This is a genomic window from Bacillus sp. FAU18, assembly GCF_056033885.1.
This window is the reverse complement of sequence record NZ_JBVYHZ010000004.1, coordinates 1,474,723-1,493,054: the sequence shown is the minus strand read 5'-3', so window position 1 is coordinate 1,493,054 and position 18,332 is coordinate 1,474,723. Positions and strand designations below refer to the sequence as shown.

At 44.4% G+C, this 18,332-nt stretch carries 14 protein-coding genes; 11 read left to right on the top strand and 3 right to left on the bottom strand.

The window, feature by feature from the left end; translation table 11 throughout:
• The first annotated feature begins 55 nt into the window (after positions 1-55).
• The 8 genes from prfB to minJ all read left to right on the top strand — a co-directional run bounded on the left by prfB (position 56) and on the right by minJ (position 7,949).
• Positions 56-1,157 (top strand): peptide chain release factor 2 gene (prfB, locus tag AC0OMU_RS18800; RefSeq protein WP_010886623.1). Its coding sequence is split into 2 segments (ribosomal slippage): positions 56-127 and positions 129-1,157, totalling 1,101 coding nucleotides; the frame shifts between segments, so codons are not numbered across the junction.
• 165 nt (positions 1,158-1,322) lie between these two features.
• Positions 1,323-2,168 carry a YitT family protein gene (locus AC0OMU_RS18795; protein WP_015483762.1) on the top strand — a complete coding sequence of 282 codons (846 nt, stop codon included), beginning with the start codon at positions 1,323-1,325 and terminating at the stop codon, positions 2,166-2,168.
• Between the two features lie 48 nt (positions 2,169-2,216).
• The gene (gene cccB, locus AC0OMU_RS18790) at positions 2,217-2,555 is read left to right on the top strand and encodes a cytochrome c551 (RefSeq protein ID WP_015483761.1); all 339 of its coding nucleotides are present in this window, start codon (positions 2,217-2,219) and stop codon (positions 2,553-2,555) included.
• A gap of 233 nt (positions 2,556-2,788) precedes the next feature.
• A complete protein-coding gene (ftsE, locus tag AC0OMU_RS18785; RefSeq protein WP_003228039.1) occupies positions 2,789-3,475 on the top strand; it encodes a cell division ATP-binding protein FtsE in 687 nt (228 codons plus the stop codon).
• Complete coding sequence (gene ftsX / locus AC0OMU_RS18780) at positions 3,468-4,358, top strand: permease-like cell division protein FtsX (RefSeq protein WP_009968247.1); 891 nt, start codon at positions 3,468-3,470, stop codon at positions 4,356-4,358. Before ftsE ends, ftsX begins: the two co-directional genes overlap by 8 nt.
• A 139-nt stretch (positions 4,359-4,497) precedes the next feature.
• Entirely contained in the window at positions 4,498-5,940 is a 1,443-nt protein-coding gene (gene ctpB / locus AC0OMU_RS18775; RefSeq protein WP_367147502.1) for a carboxy-terminal processing protease CtpB, read from the top strand.
• A 383-nt stretch (positions 5,941-6,323) separates the two neighbouring features.
• A complete protein-coding gene (gene swrA, locus AC0OMU_RS18770) occupies positions 6,324-6,677 on the top strand; it encodes a swarming motility protein SwrAA (protein WP_015251121.1) in 354 nt (117 codons plus the stop codon).
• A gap of 78 nt (positions 6,678-6,755) precedes the next feature.
• The gene (gene minJ, locus AC0OMU_RS18765; RefSeq protein WP_015384773.1) at positions 6,756-7,949 is read left to right on the top strand and encodes a cell division topological determinant MinJ; all 1,194 of its coding nucleotides are present in this window, start codon (positions 6,756-6,758) and stop codon (positions 7,947-7,949) included.
• Between the two features lie 47 nt (positions 7,950-7,996).
• Here minJ and AC0OMU_RS18760 read toward each other — a convergent pair whose 3' ends face one another.
• The 3 genes from AC0OMU_RS18760 to AC0OMU_RS18750 all read right to left on the bottom strand — a co-directional run bounded on the left by AC0OMU_RS18760 (position 7,997) and on the right by AC0OMU_RS18750 (position 12,502).
• Positions 7,997-9,331, bottom strand: coding sequence for an MFS transporter (locus AC0OMU_RS18760; RefSeq protein WP_015384772.1), 1,335 nt, complete (start codon positions 9,329-9,331; stop codon positions 7,997-7,999).
• Positions 9,332-9,361: 30 nt separating this feature from the next.
• Positions 9,362-9,931 (bottom strand): TetR/AcrR family transcriptional regulator, encoded by a 570-nt coding sequence (locus AC0OMU_RS18755; RefSeq protein ID WP_003244088.1) that lies wholly within the window; start codon positions 9,929-9,931, stop codon positions 9,362-9,364.
• A gap of 75 nt (positions 9,932-10,006) precedes the next feature.
• Entirely contained in the window at positions 10,007-12,502 is a 2,496-nt protein-coding gene (locus AC0OMU_RS18750; RefSeq protein WP_327830326.1) for a PEP/pyruvate-binding domain-containing protein, read from the bottom strand.
• 438 nt (positions 12,503-12,940) lie between these two features.
• On the opposite strand from AC0OMU_RS18750, the gene AC0OMU_RS18745 reads away from it, so the two are divergent.
• The 3 genes from AC0OMU_RS18745 (at position 12,941) to uvrA (ending at position 18,223) form a co-directional block, all read left to right on the top strand.
• Positions 12,941-13,171, top strand: coding sequence for a CsbA family protein (locus tag AC0OMU_RS18745; RefSeq protein ID WP_003228053.1), 231 nt, complete (start codon positions 12,941-12,943; stop codon positions 13,169-13,171).
• 185 nt (positions 13,172-13,356) lie between these two features.
• Complete coding sequence (gene uvrB / locus AC0OMU_RS18740; protein ID WP_003228054.1) at positions 13,357-15,342, top strand: excinuclease ABC subunit UvrB; 1,986 nt, start codon at positions 13,357-13,359, stop codon at positions 15,340-15,342.
• Positions 15,343-15,349: 7 nt separating this feature from the next.
• A complete protein-coding gene (uvrA, locus tag AC0OMU_RS18735; RefSeq protein ID WP_014478114.1) occupies positions 15,350-18,223 on the top strand; it encodes an excinuclease ABC subunit UvrA in 2,874 nt (957 codons plus the stop codon).
• The last annotated feature ends 109 nt before the right edge of the window (positions 18,224-18,332 follow it).

Genomic DNA, 18,332 nt, shown 5'->3' with positions numbered 1-18,332 from the left:
TTTACTGACCGCGGCGCCTGCAGGCGCCTGCGTATATTTTAATGAGGTGAATGAAATGGAATTATCAGAAATCAGAGCAGAGCTCGAAAATATGGCTTCTCGTTTAGCGGACTTTAGGGGGTCTCTTTGACCTCGAATCAAAGGAGGCTCGCATTGCTGAGCTAGATGAACAAATGGCTGATCCGGAATTCTGGAATGATCAGCAAAAAGCTCAAACGGTTATAAATGAAGCAAACGGTTTAAAGGATTATGTCAATTCGTATAAAAAATTGAATGAATCTCACGAAGAATTACAAATGACTCATGATCTTTTGAAAGAAGAGCCGGACACTGATCTCCAGCTTGAGCTTGAAAAAGAACTAAAATCATTAACAAAAGAGTTCAATGAGTTTGAGCTTCAGCTTCTTCTCAGCGAGCCGTATGATAAAAATAACGCGATTTTAGAACTGCACCCTGGTGCTGGCGGTACAGAGTCACAGGACTGGGGCTCTATGCTTCTTAGAATGTATACAAGATGGGGAGAGCGCCGCGGCTTTAAAGTAGAAACACTCGATTACCTTCCAGGTGACGAGGCTGGAATCAAGTCAGTGACATTGCTCATCAAAGGACACAACGCTTACGGGTATCTCAAAGCAGAAAAAGGTGTCCATCGTCTTGTGCGGATCTCACCATTTGATTCATCAGGCCGCCGCCACACATCTTTCGTTTCATGTGAAGTCATGCCTGAATTTAACGATGAAATTGATATTGATATTCGTACGGAGGATATTAAAGTTGACACGTACCGTGCAAGCGGCGCGGGCGGACAGCACGTCAATACGACGGATTCAGCCGTTCGGATTACTCACTTGCCGACGAACGTAGTTGTGACATGCCAAACGGAGCGCTCACAAATTAAAAACCGTGAAAGAGCCATGAAAATGCTGAAGGCCAAGCTGTATCAGCGCAGAATTGAAGAGCAGCAGGCAGAGCTGGATGAAATTCGCGGTGAACAAAAAGAAATCGGCTGGGGCAGCCAAATCCGTTCTTATGTATTCCATCCGTATTCCATGGTAAAAGACCATCGGACCAATACAGAAATGGGGAACGTTCAAGCTGTAATGGATGGTGACATTGATACGTTCATTGATGCCTACCTCCGTTCTAAGCTTTCATAAGCTGAAAAACACACCTGATGCATACGGGTGTGTTTTTTTATTCCTTATATCCTTGATTTCACTGCTGCTTTAGCATATTACCACTGTATTTGGGTGTTATTTACATCTAATCAGGGAAGGATTAAAATGCTATCGGAGAGCATTGGAAGAAACGGAGGATATATGATGGACGTACGGAATAAAACATTGTGGATTTTGCGGGATTATGTATACATATTGTTAGGAGCAGCGATTACGGCCGTGTCCTTTAATGTATTTTTGCTTCCGAACAAGATTGCCGCCGGCGGTGTCAGCGGGATCAGTACGATTTTACAATCATATGGTTTTGAAGCAGCGTATGTACAGTGGATTATTAATATCCCTTTATTTATTGCTGGCGTCATTTTGCTCGGCGGGAAATTTGGACTAAAGACACTTGCAGGTTCTGTGTTTTTGCCGCTAGTAGTGTTTTTGACAAGGGATATTCAGCCCGCCACTCATCATGAACTCTTGGCGGCGATTTTTGGCGGTGTCGGGATAGGTATCGGAATTGGTATTGTGTACTTAGGGAAAGGTTCGACGGGAGGTACAGCCTTGGCTGCACAGATCATTCATAAGTACTCCGGTCTGTCATTGGGGAAGTGCCTCGCCATCATTGACGGAATGATTGTTGTTACGGCTATGATCGTATTTAATATTGAGCAAGGCTTATATGCCATGCTTGGCGTCTATGTGTCCAGCAAAACCATTGATGTTGTGCAAGTCGGCTTTAATCGCTCAAAAATGGCACTCATCATTACAAAGCAGGAGCAGGCTGTCAAGGAGGCTGTCTTACAGAAGATTGACAGAGGCGTGACAAAAATTTCTGCAGTCGGCGGATATACTGACGATGACCGTCCGATTTTAATGTGCGTGGTTGGGCAAACTGAATTCACCAAATTGAAACAAATCGTCAAACAGATTGATGAGTCAGCTTTTGTGATTGTAGCAGACGCGAGCGAGGTGCTGGGCGAGGGTTTCAAACGCGCTTAAACGAGGTTATAATATGGAAGAGATCGTAAAGGAGTTGTGCTTCTCAACATGAAATCAAAGTTATCGATACTAATGCTTGGATTTGCGCTTTCTGTTCTGTTGGCTGCCTGCGGATCAAACGATGCAAAAGAAGAGAAGACAGACACCGGCAGCAAGACGGAAGCCACTGCATCTGAAGGAGAAGAATTATATCAGCAAAGCTGCGTAGGCTGCCACGGCAAGGATTTAGAAGGTGTGTCAGGGCCTAATCTCCAAGAGGTCGGAGGCAAATACGATGAACACAAAATTGAAGGCATTATTAAAAACGGCCGCGGCAATATGCCAAAGGGGCTTGTAGATGATAACGAAGCCGCTGTTATTGCCAAATGGCTGTCAGAAAAAAAGTAAGATAAAAACATCCTTGCTGAGTGCCGGCAAGGATGTTTTTATGCTTTGACAATATGAATGAAAAGAAACTGTAATAGTATTATGTCTAAATTTGACGTATAATGAAGTGTATTGAAAAAGGGAACTTTCAGATTTTTCATCTTTTTACAAATGAATGGGTCATAAATTGTCGAATGCATTCGAAGAGTATGACCGTGTGATAGATAAAATGATATAAAAGATTAGGTGATTTCATGATAGAGATGAAGGAAGTATATAAAGCCTATCCGAACGGCGTAAAAGCGCTCAATGGGATTTCTGTTACCATCCATCCCGGCGAGTTTGTGTATGTTGTTGGTCCGAGCGGAGCGGGTAAATCTACTTTTATTAAAATGATTTACAGAGAAGAAAAACCGACAAAAGGACAAATTTTAATCAATCATAAAGATCTCGCGACAATTAAAGAAAAAGAGATTCCTTTCGTGCGCCGCAAAATAGGCGTTGTCTTTCAGGATTTCAAGCTTCTTCCGAAACTTACTGTTTTTGAAAATGTGGCATTTGCCCTTGAAGTGATTGGAGAACAGCCGTCTGTCATTAAGAAACGGGTGCTTGAAGTGCTTGATCTCGTGCAGCTGAAGCATAAAGCGCGACAATTTCCTGACCAGCTTTCAGGCGGGGAGCAGCAGCGTGTATCTATTGCCAGATCAATTGTGAACAACCCTGATGTTGTCATTGCTGATGAACCGACAGGAAACCTTGATCCGGATACGTCCTGGGAAGTCATGAAGACGCTGGAGGAAATTAACAACCGCGGGACAACAGTCGTGATGGCGACACATAATAAAGAAATCGTAAACACCATGAAGAAACGTGTCATTGCAATCGAAGATGGTATCATTGTGCGTGATGAGTCAAGAGGGGAGTATGGTTCATATGATTAAAATTCTCGGGCGCCACTTGCGTGAGAGTTTTAAATCTCTCGGTAGAAACACATGGATGACATTTGCGTCCATTAGTGCTGTAACCGTTACGCTGATTTTAGTCGGCGTGTTTTTAGTGATTATGCTGAATTTGAATAACATGGCCACGAATGCAGAAAAGCAAGTCGAAATCAAAGTGTTGATTGATCTGACTGCAGATCAGAAGGCACAGGACAAGCTTCAGAACGATATTAAGGAACTGAAGGGTATTCAGAGTGTCACTTTTTCATCTAAAGAAAAAGAGCTTGACCAGCTGGTTGACAGTTTTGGTGACAGCGGAAAATCCCTGACAATGAAGGATCAGGAAAACCCGCTTAATGATGCGTTTGTCGTCAAAACGACAGATCCGCATGATACGCCGAACGTGGCGAAAAAGATCGAAAAAATGGATCATGTTTATAAAGTCACTTATGGAAAAGAAGAGGTCAGTCGTTTGTTTAAAGTGGTCGGCGTTTCCCGCAACATTGGAATCGCGTTAATTATCGGCCTGGTATTTACGGCGATGTTCTTAATTTCCAACACCATTAAAATTACAATTTTCGCAAGAAGAAAAGAAATTGAAATCATGAAGCTTGTCGGCGCGACAAACTGGTTTATTCGCTGGCCGTTTTTCCTTGAAGGATTGCTGCTAGGCGTATTCGGTTCTGTGATACCGATTGCACTGGTGCTGAGCACTTACCAATACGTCATCGGATGGGTCGTTCCAAAGGTTCAAGGATCATTTGTCTCTCTTCTTCCTTATAATCCATTTGTATTCCAAGTTTCGCTAGTGCTGATTGCAATCGGCGCAGTAATTGGAGTATGGGGAAGTCTGACTTCCATCCGCAAGTTTCTGCGAGTATAAAGTGAAAAAGCCGTCCCGCTTTCGGGACGGCTTTTCATTTGCCTTCTTTTTCTTCTATGATTACATGAAATCTCCATCCTTTACATATACTATCTCTAGGTTTTGGTAAAGACAGTCTGGCATACAGGAGGAGTAAAGGATGAATCAAAAAATAATGGCTGTGATAGCAGCAGGGAGCATGCTGTTCGGAGGCGCCGGTGTATATGCGGGAATCAACCTGCTTGAGATGGATAAGCCCCAGACTGCAGCAGTTCCCGCGACGGCCCAAGCTGACTCTGAACGGGATAAAGCTATGGACAAAATCGAAAAAGCGTATGAGTTAATTTCGAATGAGTACGTAGAAAAAGTAGATAGAGAAAAGCTGCTCGAGGGAGCCATCCAGGGAATGCTGTCTACGCTAAATGATCCTTATTCTGTTTACATGGACAAGCAGACAGCTAAGCAATTTTCTGATTCTCTTGATTCCTCATTTGAAGGCATCGGGGCTGAGGTTGGCATGGAAGACGGCAAAATTATTATTGTTTCCCCATTCAAGAAATCGCCAGCGGAAAAAGCCGGGTTGAAGCCTAATGATGAAATTATCAGCATCAATGGAGAATCGATGGCCGGCAAGGATTTAAACCACGCTGTGTTAAAAATAAGAGGAAAAAAAGGGTCCAGCGTTTCAATGAAGATTCAGCGGCCTGGAACGAAGAAGCAGCTGTCATTCCGGATCAAGAGAGCTGAGATTCCGCTCGAAACGGTTTTTGCATCAGAGAAAAAAGTACAGGGGCATTCTGTCGGATATATTGCCATCTCTACTTTTTCTGAGCACACCGCAGAGGATTTTGCAAAAGCGCTAAGGGAGCTTGAGAAAAAAGAAATAGAAGGACTTGTCATTGATGTACGCGGCAACCCGGGCGGATATCTTCAAAGTGTGGAAGAAATTCTTAAGTATTTCATTACAAAGGACCAGCCGTATATTCAGATTGCTGAACGCAATGGAGATAAAAAACGTTATTTTTCAACATTGACCCATAAAAAAGCGTACCCTGTCAATGTGATTACGGATAAAGGAAGTGCCTCTGCATCAGAAATTCTTGCCGGCGCATTAAAGGAAGCTGGCCATTATGATGTTGTAGGCGATACGTCTTTTGGAAAGGGAACGGTTCAACAGGCTGTCCCAATGGGGGACGGCAGCAACATCAAATTAACGCTTTACAAGTGGCTGACGCCAAATGGAAACTGGATTCATAAGAAAGGAATTGAACCGACCATTGCGATTAAGCAGCCCGATTATTTTTCCGCCGGGCCCTTACAGCTGAAAGAGCCGCTTAAAGTGGACATGAACAATGAAGACGTCAAGCATGCGCAGGTATTGTTAAAAGGTCTCAGCTTTGATCCGGGACGTGAGGATGGCTATTTCAGCAAAGACATGAAAAAAGCGGTTATGGCTTTTCAGGATCAAAACAAGCTGAATAAAACCGGTGTGATCGACACTCGCACTGCAGAGACATTAAATCAGCAGATAGAAAAGAAAAAATCAGATGAAAAAAATGATTTGCAGCTTCAAACAGCATTGAAATCATTATTTGTCAATTAAAGGAGATGGTATCCCATCTCCTGTTTCTTTGTGCTTAAAGAGATTATGGATCATAAGTCACATAAAAAATGAGTTTTTGACAAGAAATTAAAAAAATTTTCACAAATAAACATTTATAAAGGACTGTTATTACCCGATATCAATATATGAGAGAGACTTTCTAACGAGTTAATATGCATTTAAAATGAAACTTTTGCAAGTTGCCTAGTCTTTGTTTACTTCATACAATATAAGAAGGTTCTAAAAAGAACAGTAATCAGGTTAATGGCAGCTGAACGACAGGTATTTAAAGAGTAACGTTAGCGAGAATGCTTGTTAGCACTCCAGTACTGCTGCTTATACTGGCCCGTGCTTATCTGTATAAAGAAAATGGGGGTTCACAATTGAAGAGGGCAAGTATTGTGCGTGAAAAAAAATATTATGAATTAGTGGAACAATTAAAAGACAGAACACAAGACGTAACATTTTCAGCTACAAAAGCACTAAGTCTTCTTATGCTGTTCAGCAGATATTTGGTCAATTACACCAATGTCGAATCAGTAAATGACATTAATGAGGAATGCGCCAAACATTATTTTAACTACTTAATGAAAAACCATAAGCGATTAGGAATTAATCTGACAGATATAAAAAGGTCGATGCATCTAATCAGCGGGTTATTGGATGTGGATGTCAACCACTATTTAAAGGATTTTTCACTATCGAATGTCACGCTGTGGATGACGCAAGAGAGATAAACTCTCCTGAGGATATCCAAGCCATTTAATATTTGATAGAATATGAGTAACATGTTTGGCTTGAGGCGGTGAGAGATAGTGTCTGTTCAATGGGGAATTGAACTGTTAAAAAGCGCGGGCTTGTTCTTCTTACACCCGCTTTTCTGGTTTTTTATCATCATAACCCTGGCTTTCGGCTATGTAAGAATCAAACGGGAACGAAAAACCTTTCATACAAGAATAGCAGATATTTATGATGATCTGAAATTTACATATACAAAGGGACTGATTCCAGGTCTTCTTTTGTCAGTTATTTTAGGTGGACTCGGAATATCGATTCCTCTCGGTTTACTTGCGATTATTGCCGTTATCACTGCAGCGGCAGCGTTCACTCTTCGCGCAAACTGGATGTCTGCTGCATATATCGTCAGTGTGAGTATGCTGATAGGTTTTGGACTGCAAATATATCAGGCGGAGCCCTTTCTGGAGAGATTTCCGCAAGGATTTGCAGTTGTTTGGCCGGCTGTGGCTGTGTTTCTAGGTTTGCTGATTATCACTGAAGGAGCGGTTGCTTATCGTTCTGCGCATGTGAGAACATCACCGGCACTTGTCGTAAGCAGCCGCGGTTTGCCGATCGGACAGCAGCTGGCAAACCGGGTTTGGCTTTTGCCGCTGTTCCTTCTCGTGCCCGGTAATGGTTTAGAATCGCACCTTAGCTGGTGGCCCGTGTTTACTGTTCCCGGCGGCTCATTCCATTTTCTATGGGTTCCTTACTTTGTCGGATTTGGACAAAGGGTACAGGGATCGCTGCCCGAAACGAGTATAAGGGTCACAGCGAAACGCGTTTGTATTCTCGGTCTTGCCGTCGCAGTTCTCGGTGCAGCGAGCTTACTGTGGACGCCGCTTGCGGGTGCAGCGGTCTGTACTGCTTTGTTAGGGCGCATTTTTCTGTCCATAAAGCAAAGAGTGAATGATAACGCGGCTCCGTTTTATTTCTCGAAAAGGGATCAGGGCTTAATGGTGCTTGGAATTATCCCAAATACGCCGGCTGAGGATCTGGAATTGAAAATCGGGGAAATCATAACGAAAGTCAATGGCATACCGGTTAAGAACGTTTCTGATTTCTATGAAGCGCTTCAGCATAATCGTGCATATGTGAAGCTTGAAATTATCGGTTTGAATGGAGAAATTCGTTTTGACCAACGAGCTTCTTATGAAGGAGAACATCATGAATTGGGCATCCTCTTCGTAAAGGATGACCGTGAAGACGAAGCAGCCGCTTCTGGATCATAAAAGGCAGCCCGGCACCGCAGGAAGATGCGATGCCGGGCTGTTTTGTGTTACGCTGAGTTTTTTTCTATCCGTGCCGTTTCATCAGATTTGATGCCCAATGAAACAAAAACGCCGATGATGGATACAGCAAAGAGAATCATAAATAGGATGTGATATCCCGAAATCAGGCCAATTAAGGCTGATGAAATGATGCTTCCGAAATAACGGAAGGTCGAGAAAATCCCGGATGCCACTCCTGACATACCGGGGTCTACTGTGGCAAGGGATGAAACCTGCATGCTGGTCAGACCGACTCCGGAAGCGAGCCCGCCAAGGATAAGAGAGAGCATGAGGAACAAGACAGAATGCGAGCTGCTTAACAGAAAAAATAATAGATTCGCACCAGCCATCATGGCAAATGAAAGAAAAATGATTTTTTTTGCTCCCCATTTGTGATGGAGCTGCGCGCCCACCCAGTTGCTGGCTGACATGAAGATCGAAAATACAGAAAGCGCCATCCCGCTGTTAGACGTATTAAGCCCAAATTGGCTCGTCATAAATAACGGCATAATCAATAAGACGGCATACATCATCAAATTGCTTAACAAGACTGATAGATTCGCATTTGTAAAGGTTGAGCTTTTAAACAGTTCAAAGTCAATGATGGGGTGCTGGGTACGTTTTTCTCTTCTGAAAAAAAGCGGAACAAAAAGAAGTATCAATACACTGTATACCGCATATCCCCATGGAGCCTCATTTTTCGTCAGCAGGATAATTGAAACGATGCTGCCTGCAAGCAAGAGAGAGCCGATGATATCCAGCGGCGCGTCAGATTTATTTTCTTTATATTGAGGAAACATCGTTAATGCCGTAAATAAAGCAATGGCGAGGAACGGGATGTTGACCCAAAAAATCGAATGCCAGCTGAAGCTGTCAATCAGTATAGAGCCGATAAAAGGCCCGAGTGCTGCACCAAGTCCCGCACCCAGTCCGAAAAATCCAAACACTTTCGGTAGGCGTTTTTCAGAAACAACATGCCGGATAATGGCAATGCTGTTTGGCGTAAGCAATGCCCCGCCGACAGCCTGCAATGCCCGAAAGACAATTAACAGGAGCAGACTCGGTGAAAGGGCGCAGCCTAGAGATGCGATTAGAAAAAGGCCGACTCCCCATAAGTACATTGTTTTATTGCCGTACATGTCACCGAGCTTTCCTGCAATCGGCTGTGTGACTGCCATCACGATTAAATAAACGGTAACCACCCAAGTGATGCTTGCGATGGACTCGTTATACGTATGGGAGATAGATGAGAGCGCGACCGCGATCATCGTTGAATTAATGGGAACCAGAATGGCCCCCAATAATAGCGAGACGATCAGCGCCCATTCTTTTCTTGAGCTCATTGGGATCCTCCTTTTTATTATGCCAAGGAGTTAATCAGCAGAAATTCCTTTGACAAATAGAGCTGTGCTGTGCTCCAGCATTTTTTCCTGGGGCATTGATATGACCCGGTCTCCTAAGTGGAGACGGTGAATGAAATAACCGAAGATAATCGACATGAACACGTCGGCATGCTCCGCTTCATTTCCTGTCTGAATAACCCCTTTCTCACCCATCGTTTTGAGATAATCAACCAATAGCTGTTTCATAGATTGGGGATATTCAGTGACGTGGTTAATGACATCCTGAAACATGGCCGGTTCACGAAAGCTGATTTTAATGATATCTTTTCTATGTTCGAGCTCCTCCAAGAGACAGGTTCCGATATGAAGCAGGTCTTTGTACAAATCCCCTTCTGTTTGTTCCAAAATGCTGCCTCTGTTTGAAGAATGCTGAGAAAGCAAAGCCTCAACTAGTCCTTGTTTGTTTTTAAAGTTCCTGAAAATCGTCGCTTCACTTACATTTGCTTTTTCTGCAATTTCTTTTGTAGTCGTTGCGCGATATCCTTTTTTGACGAGCAGCTGCATGGCAGCGTCAAGGATTCTCTTGTTTGTCGGTCTCAATACGTTTCACCTCACGAATATACTGGCAGGACAAGTATACACCCGCCCCGCTTGTATAAGAAAGAGGGGGACGCATCAGGACCGGCTGACAACTGTGATTTTGCCGCTGCTTCCGTCAACAGTGATGATGTCACCGTCTCGCAGTCTTTCGGTTGCCGTGCGTGTGCCGAGAACGGCTGGAATGCCGTATTCACGGGCAATAATCGCAGCGTGAGACAAAATGCCGCCTGTGTCTGTAATTATTGCTTTGGCGTCTTGAAACAGGCTGGTCCATAGCGGTGTGGTCATCTTGCAAACGAGTACGGCCCCAGGCGCGAATTGAGAAAATTCATTGGCGTCCCGAATGATTTTCACCGGACCTGTCGCAATGCCGCTTGATGCCGCAATGCCAAAAATATGATTCTCTGTGTTTTTTTCATCCTCTATCACAGCGCCGACAATTTCTTCAGCAGCTTTGAGCTGTTCTTTTGTCGGGGTGCCGAGATAGGCCGGGGCTTGGGCTAGCTCATACTCATGAAAAATCTGTCTGCGTTTTTCAGCCTTTTCTTGCAGGGATACAGGGTGAAGAAGCGCTTGTTCCACTTCGTCGTCATATAAGAACCAAAGGTCCTCACGATCTTGAATGACACCGTTTTCCGCCAGCAATTCACCTATCTTCAGCAGAAAGATTCTCGCCTTGGCATCCAGCATGGCATCAATATAAAAGTGGTGATCATCTTTTATATTTGCAGAGTTCAGTGTCCATTGATAATAGCGGTCAAATTCGGTGCGTAAACCGGGATCTTCTATGTTTTCCAAGAATTCATTGTATAATTTCTCTCGTTTTTCTTTCGTTTTCTGAAATTCATTGTCAAAATGATAGCCATTACGGACATAATTTTGAATATTGGCCAGAGCGAAATACGGATTTTCCACCCAGATTTGTTCAATCAGATCATGACTTTTAACAGATCTCCATCCGTATTCTTGCAAGAATTCATGGACGTTCTTCAGGAAGTGTCTTCCCTCACCTGTTTGTTCCAATTTCTCCTGGAGCTGTTCAGGCTTGTTGTTTTCAAAAATGGCCAAAAGGTTCGGGTTCTCCTGAACTTCCACAGAAAATAACCATAAGCAACGGTCCGTTTCCAGTGATTTGTTCATTTTTCCTGTCAGCATCTCGTAAAAATGAGCGTTTTCGGACTCTCCTTGAATGTCCTGATACATCGCTTGCAGTTTGTTTGTTAAAAGGATTTGCGGGAAAACGATATTGAAGTGCTCTTCATAAGCCGTGAGATAAAAGGCCTTTAGTTTTTGAAAAGCATCCAGTGCGCTTTCTGCGGTATGCTCAGTTTGTGCGAGCTGGTCCAGTGTCCGGTAAAAAGGGAGGTATGTGTGATTGATGATGTCATACATATGCTCCGATAAAATCGGGAAAAGCTCTTTGCCACAGTCTTCAGAAGGAGGCTGCTGTCCGCCTTGGTTTTTGGAATAAATATGTCCGCGATAAAGTTTTACTTCATCAACAACTACACCAATCGGAAACTTTTGCATGCTCTTCTTCAAGCCATATTCCAATGCCGGCACGATGAAGGATGAAAATAACGGACTCACCGGACCTTCAATATTAGACTCCATGTTAAGCCAGAAATCATTCATATCAGCGTCGGTAATCATGAAGCTGCGTTTTTCTTCTGCCGCCTTTTTGTCCTGATCAATGGTTGTAATCGGACGAGCTTGCAGAAGGTATATTTGATGATCAGCAATTCCAAATTCTATATCGACAGGATATCCGTACAGGTCTTCGGTTTTTTTTGTGATTTCAGCCAATTCAATCACTTGTTCATCTGTAAGGCAAAAACGGCTGCGCATGTCTTCACTCGTTTCTTTTTCAGCAATTCCTTCTGCCGCAGACTCCATGTAGATTTCCTTTGCACCTATTTCTTTCTGAATCTCAAACGAAGATTTATTAACAATGAACGTGTCTGGGGTAACACTTCCTGAAACAACAGCTTCACCCAACCCGTAGCTGGCGCTGATTAAAAGCTCTCTATCATCATGGGTAACAGGGTTGCGGCTGAAGATAACACCTGACATTTCTGAATCGATCAGCCCCTGAACGACTATTCCCATTAACGGCTCTGCGATTTGATTGTTCATTTTTTTCTTATAGCTGCTGACCCGCCCAGAAAAAAATGAGGCCCAGCATTCTTTCACTTTAGCCAGAAACTCTTCCTCTGTTTTGATATTTAAGTAGGTTTCATATTGACCCGCGAATGAGGCGCCTTCTAAATCTTCCGAGGCAGACGAAGAACGCACGGCTACGGATCGATATGATTCTCTAAGCTTATAAAAGGAACTAGTCAGCTCATTTTTCAGCTCATCCGAAAATGTTCCGGAAATGATCTCGCTTTCGACGTTTTCGCTAGTCTCTTGAAGCTGGTTGTCCTCCATAAAACGTGCGAGCGCATTCGTTTGAATAATAAACCCGTCCGGAACAGGAAGACCGTGTTTGGTCAATTTAATCAAATTCATTCCTTTTGCTCCAGCCAGCTGGCTGGACTCTTCTGCCTGGCGAAATAAAACAGAATACATATTTGAAACCCCTCTTTCCTTCATTTTGTTTTTCTCTCTAGTTTTTATGACGGAGCCAGTGTTCAAAAATGATAGTGAACACTATCGTTCAATTGTAGGTTTTCAGGAAAATGCTGTCAAACGCAGAAAGTCCTAAATAAAATGAATAGTTAAGTTAGTTAGATTATCATGAAAAATGCGGCCGTACTGGTACTGTATGCCTATTTTCTTTTATTCTCGGAATCTGGCGGCGGACTTGATGATGTAATAAAAAAAGTGCCGCTGATTAGAACAGCAGCACCATGGAATAAGTTTTGACCGGCACCAAAATGCAAATATGGTGATTGATTTTGGCTGAAAAGGGGTATGGTGTAGCAGAGGGAGCGAATGCACGATTGTCCGATTCTTCATTTTTTACTATAATCAGATCAGATGAAGAATCCCTGAGGAGGGTTTTTGTTGATTACAAAAGCCGTTTTTGCATTGTTTTTCCCTTTTATGCTTGTTGTTCTATTTACTAGAGTCACCTTTAATCATTATGTGGCGATCGCTTTAACAGCTGCATTGCTGTTTGCCTCTTATTTAAAAGGCTATACAGAAACGTATTTTATTGTAGGATTGGATGTTGTGTCTCTTGTGGCTGGGGGACTGTATATGGCCAAAAAAGCTGCAGAGAAAAAAGAAGAATAAATCGGACATAATGAATATAAAGACTGAATACCTGCTTTTACGTTTTAAAAGCAGGTTTTTTATACACAAAAACAGCTGGAAATAAAAAACCACCGAACTTTAGTTCGTATTTTTGGTGATTTTGCTTTCCATTGTGTTACTATATCTATAGGAAGATTTCGTTAAAGAAACGGAGGCTTATTTTTGTGAAAGATCGCTTTGAGTTAGTCTCGAAATATCAGCCCCAGGGAGATCAGCCGAAAGCCATTGAAAAGCTTGTGAAAGGAATTCAGGAGGGCAAGAAGCATCAGACTCTGCTGGGTGCGACAGGAACTGGGAAAACATTTACGGTGTCTAATTTGATTAAAGAAGTCAATAAGCCGACTCTCGTGATTGCCCATAACAAAACCCTTGCTGGACAGCTTTACAGTGAGTTCAAGGAATTTTTTCCGAACAATGCTGTCGAGTATTTTGTCAGCTACTATGATTATTATCAGCCGGAGGCGTATGTGCCTCAAACGGATACATTTATAGAGAAAGACGCTAGTATTAATGATGAAATTGATAAACTGAGACACTCCGCCACATCAGCTTTGTTTGAGCGCAGAGATGTCATTATTATTGCGAGTGTGTCTTGTATATACGGCCTCGGTTCGCCTGAGGAATACCGGGAAATGGTTGTGTCACTGCGGACTGAAATGGAAATTGAGCGCAACGAGCTGCTCAGAAAACTTGTAGACATCCAATATGCCCGCAACGATATCGACTTTCAGCGCGGTACATTTCGTGTGCGCGGGGATGTAGTGGAAATCTTTCCGGCATCTCGTGATGAGCATTGTATCAGAGTTGAATTTTTCGGTGACGAAATCGAACGGATTCGGGAAGTGGATGCGCTGACAGGAGAAATTCTCGGCGACCGAGATCATGTTGCGATTTTCCCGGCTTCCCACTTCGTAACGCGGGCCGAGAAAATGGAGAAGGCGATTCAAAATATCGAGAAGGAGCTTGAGGAGCAGCTGAAGGTCATGCACGAAAACGGAAAACTCCTTGAAGCGCAGCGTTTAGAGCAGCGGACAAGATATGATCTTGAAATGATGCGTGAAATGGGTTTCTGCTCCGGCATCGAGAACTATTCAAGACATTTGACTCTGCGGCCTCCAGGTTCAACGCCGTATACGCTTCTTGATTATTTCCCAGACGATTTTATGATCGTGGTGGATGAGTCGCATGTGACAATTCCTCAGGTGCGCGGCATGTTTAACGGAGACCAGGCGCGGAAACAGGTGCTCGTGGATCACGGCTTTCGGCTTCCATCAGCGCTTGATAACCGTCCGCTTCGTTTTGAGGAATTTGAAAAGCATATGCACAATATCGTGTATGTATCAGCAACACCAGGGCCGTACGAGATTGAACATACAGATGAAATGGTCGAACAGATCATTCGTCCGACGGGGCTTCTTGACCCACTTATTGACGTACGTCCAATCGAAGGCCAGATTGACGACTTGATCGGCGAAATTCAAGCAAGAATCGAGCGGAATGAACGGGTGCTTGTGACAACTTTGACGAAGAAGATGTCAGAGGATCTGACCGATTATTTAAAGGAAATCGGCATTAAAGTAAACTATCTGCATTCTGAGATCAAAACGCTTGAACGGATTGAAATTATCCGCGACCTTCGCCTTGGCAAGTACGATGTGCTTGTCGGCATCAACCTGCTGAGGGAAGGTTTGGACATTCCCGAAGTATCCCTTGTTGCGATTTTGGATGCGGATAAGGAAGGTTTCCTTCGTTCGGAGCGTTCGCTGATCCAGACCATTGGACGGGCAGCGAGAAATGCGGAAGGCCGCGTCATTATGTACGCCGATAAAATAACGAAGTCTATGGAAATTGCGATTAATGAAACAAAACGCCGCCGCGAGCAGCAGGAGCGGTTTAACGAAGAGCACGGCATTACGCCGAAAACGATAAATAAAGAAATTCGCGATGTCATTCGTGCCACAGTAGCAGCTGAGGATAAAGCGGAATACAAAACAAAAGCCGCGCCGAAGCTGTCGAAAATGACGAAGAAAGAACGCCAGAAAGTCGTTGAACAGATGGAGCATGAAATGAAGGAAGCCGCCAAGGCGCTTGACTTTGAAAGAGCCGCGGAGCTTCGCGATTTACTTTTAGAGCTAAAAGCGGAAGGATGATGAACAAATGGCTATGGATCGGATAGAGGTGAAGGGAGCCAGGGCGCATAACCTGAAAAATATAGATGTAACGATTCCGAGAGATCAGCTTGTCGTTGTCACGGGTTTGTCCGGATCAGGTAAATCTTCCCTTGCCTTTGACACGATATATGCTGAAGGACAGAGACGGTATGTCGAGTCGCTGTCTGCTTATGCCCGCCAGTTTTTAGGGCAAATGGATAAGCCTGATGTGGATGCAATTGAGGGGCTCTCTCCCGCCATCAGCATCGATCAGAAAACAACGAGCCGCAATCCGAGGTCTACTGTCGGTACGGTAACTGAGATTTATGACTATCTGCGTCTTTTATATGCGAGAGTAGGGAAGCCTCATTGTCCGGAGCACGGAATTGAGATTACATCCCAGACCATCGAGCAAATGGTGGACAGAATTCTGGAATACCCGGAACGGACGAAGCTTCAGGTGCTGGCGCCGATTGTCTCGGGCCGAAAAGGCGCTCATGTCAAAGTGCTTGAACAGATTAGAAAACAAGGCTATGTCAGAGTCAGAATTGACGGCGAGATGGCTGAGCTTTCCGACGATATCGAATTAGAAAAGAACAAGAAGCATTCCATTGAGGTAGTCATTGACCGGATTGTCGTGAAAGAAGGCGTGGCAGCACGGCTGTCAGATTCATTGGAAACGGCGCTCCGTTTAGGTGAAGGACGGGTTATGATCGATGTCATCGGTGAGGAAGAGCTGATGTTCAGCGAGCATCATGCCTGTCCGCACTGCGGATTTTCAATTGGTGAACTTGAGCCGCGTCTGTTTTCGTTTAACAGTCCGTTCGGGGCGTGTCCGACGTGTGACGGTCTCGGAATGAAGCTTGAAGTGGATGCCGATCTTGTCATCCCCAATCAAGATTTGTCATTGAAGGAGAATGCGGTCGCCCCTTGGACACCGATCAGCTCACAATATTATCCTCAGCTGCTTGAGGCAGTCTGCACCCACTACGGGATTGATATGGATGTGCCGGTCAAAGATTTGCCGAAGCATCAACTGGATAAAGTGCTGTACGGCAGCGGAGATGACCTGATTTATTTCCGATATGAAAATGATTTTGGACAAATCCGTGAAGGTGAAATTCAATTTGAAGGCGTATTGCGCAACATTGAAAGACGATATAAGGAGACAGGCTCCGATTTCATCCGTGAGCAAATGGAGCAGTATATGTCTCAGAAATCTTGTCCGACGTGCAAAGGCTATCGGTTAAAGAAAGAGGCGCTTGCCGTACTGATTGACGGCCGCCACATTGGAAAAATTACCGAGCTGTCTGTCGCAGACGCACTTGCCTTCTTTAAAGATCTCACCCTTTCTGAGAAGGATATGCAGATCGCCAATTTGATTTTGCGCGAAATTGTGGAGCGCTTAAGCTTTCTGGACAAAGTCGGCCTCGATTACCTGACATTGAGCAGGGCAGCGGGTACATTGTCCGGGGGAGAGGCGCAGCGCATCAGGCTGGCGACTCAAATTGGCTCGCGTTTATCCGGTGTGCTTTATATTTTAGATGAGCCGTCTATCGGTCTGCATCAGCGTGATAACGACCGCTTGATCAGCGCTCTGAAAAATATGAGAGACCTCGGGAACACGCTGATTGTTGTCGAACATGATGAGGACACGATGATGGCAGCAGATTATTTAATAGACATTGGACCGGGAGCCGGCATTCATGGCGGACAGGTGACATCTGCGGGTACGCCGGAAGAAGTGATGGAAGATCCAAACTCATTAACGGGCAGCTATTTATCAGGGAAAAAGTTTATCCCATTGCCTCCTGAAAGAAGAAAGCCGGACGGACGTTACATTGAAATTAAAGGTGCTTCAGAAAACAACCTGAAAAAAGTGAATGCCAAGTTCCCGCTTGGGACGTTTACAGCAGTTACAGGTGTTTCCGGTTCAGGAAAGAGTACACTCGTTAATGAAATTTTGCATAAGGCGCTGGCGCAAAAGCTTCATAAAGCGAAAGCGAAGCCCGGCAGCCATAAAGAGATTAAAGGTTTGGATCATTTAGACAAAGTCATTGACATTGACCAGGCGCCAATCGGAAGAACGCCGAGATCCAACCCTGCGACATACACCGGTGTATTTGATGACATTCGTGATGTATTCGCGCAGACAAATGAAGCGAAGGTCCGCGGCTATAAAAAAGGCCGTTTCAGCTTCAACGTGAAGGGCGGACGATGTGAAGCCTGCCGCGGAGACGGGATTATTAAAATAGAAATGCACTTCCTTCCTGACGTATACGTTCCATGCGAGGTGTGTCACGGCAAACGCTATAACCGTGAAACGCTTGAAGTGACGTACAAAGGAAAAAGCATCTCTGATGTGCTTGATATGACGGTTGAAGATGCTCTTTCTTTCTTTGAAAATATCCCGAAAATCAAACGTAAGCTCCAAACCCTTTATGATGTTGGTTTAGGTTATATTACGCTCGGCCAGCCGGCGACGACCTTGTCAGGCGGAGAAGCGCAGCGCGTGAAGCTCGCATCAGAGCTGCACAAACGCTCGACCGGACGCACGCTCTACATTTTAGATGAGCCGACGACAGGTTTGCATGTCGACGATATCGCCAGGCTTCTTGTCGTGCTGCAACGGTTGGTAGACAACGGAGACACTGTACTGGTTATTGAGCATAACCTTGATATCATTAAGACGGCCGATTACATTGTGGATTTGGGCCCGGAAGGCGGAGCCGGGGGCGGAACCATTGTCGCGTCAGGAACGCCTGAGGAAATCACTGAAGTGGAAGAATCATATACAGGCCGTTATTTGAAGCCTGTTATCGAACGTGACAAAACACGCATGAAATCGCTCTTGAAAGCGAAAGAAACAGCTACATCTTAAAACCCTCTGTTAAGAGGGGACAGCTTGTCAGCAAGTCCATCCTTGGACTTAGCAGGCAAGCTTTTTCTTTACGGCATAATAGGTTTAGAATCGTCTTTGGGTAAAATTT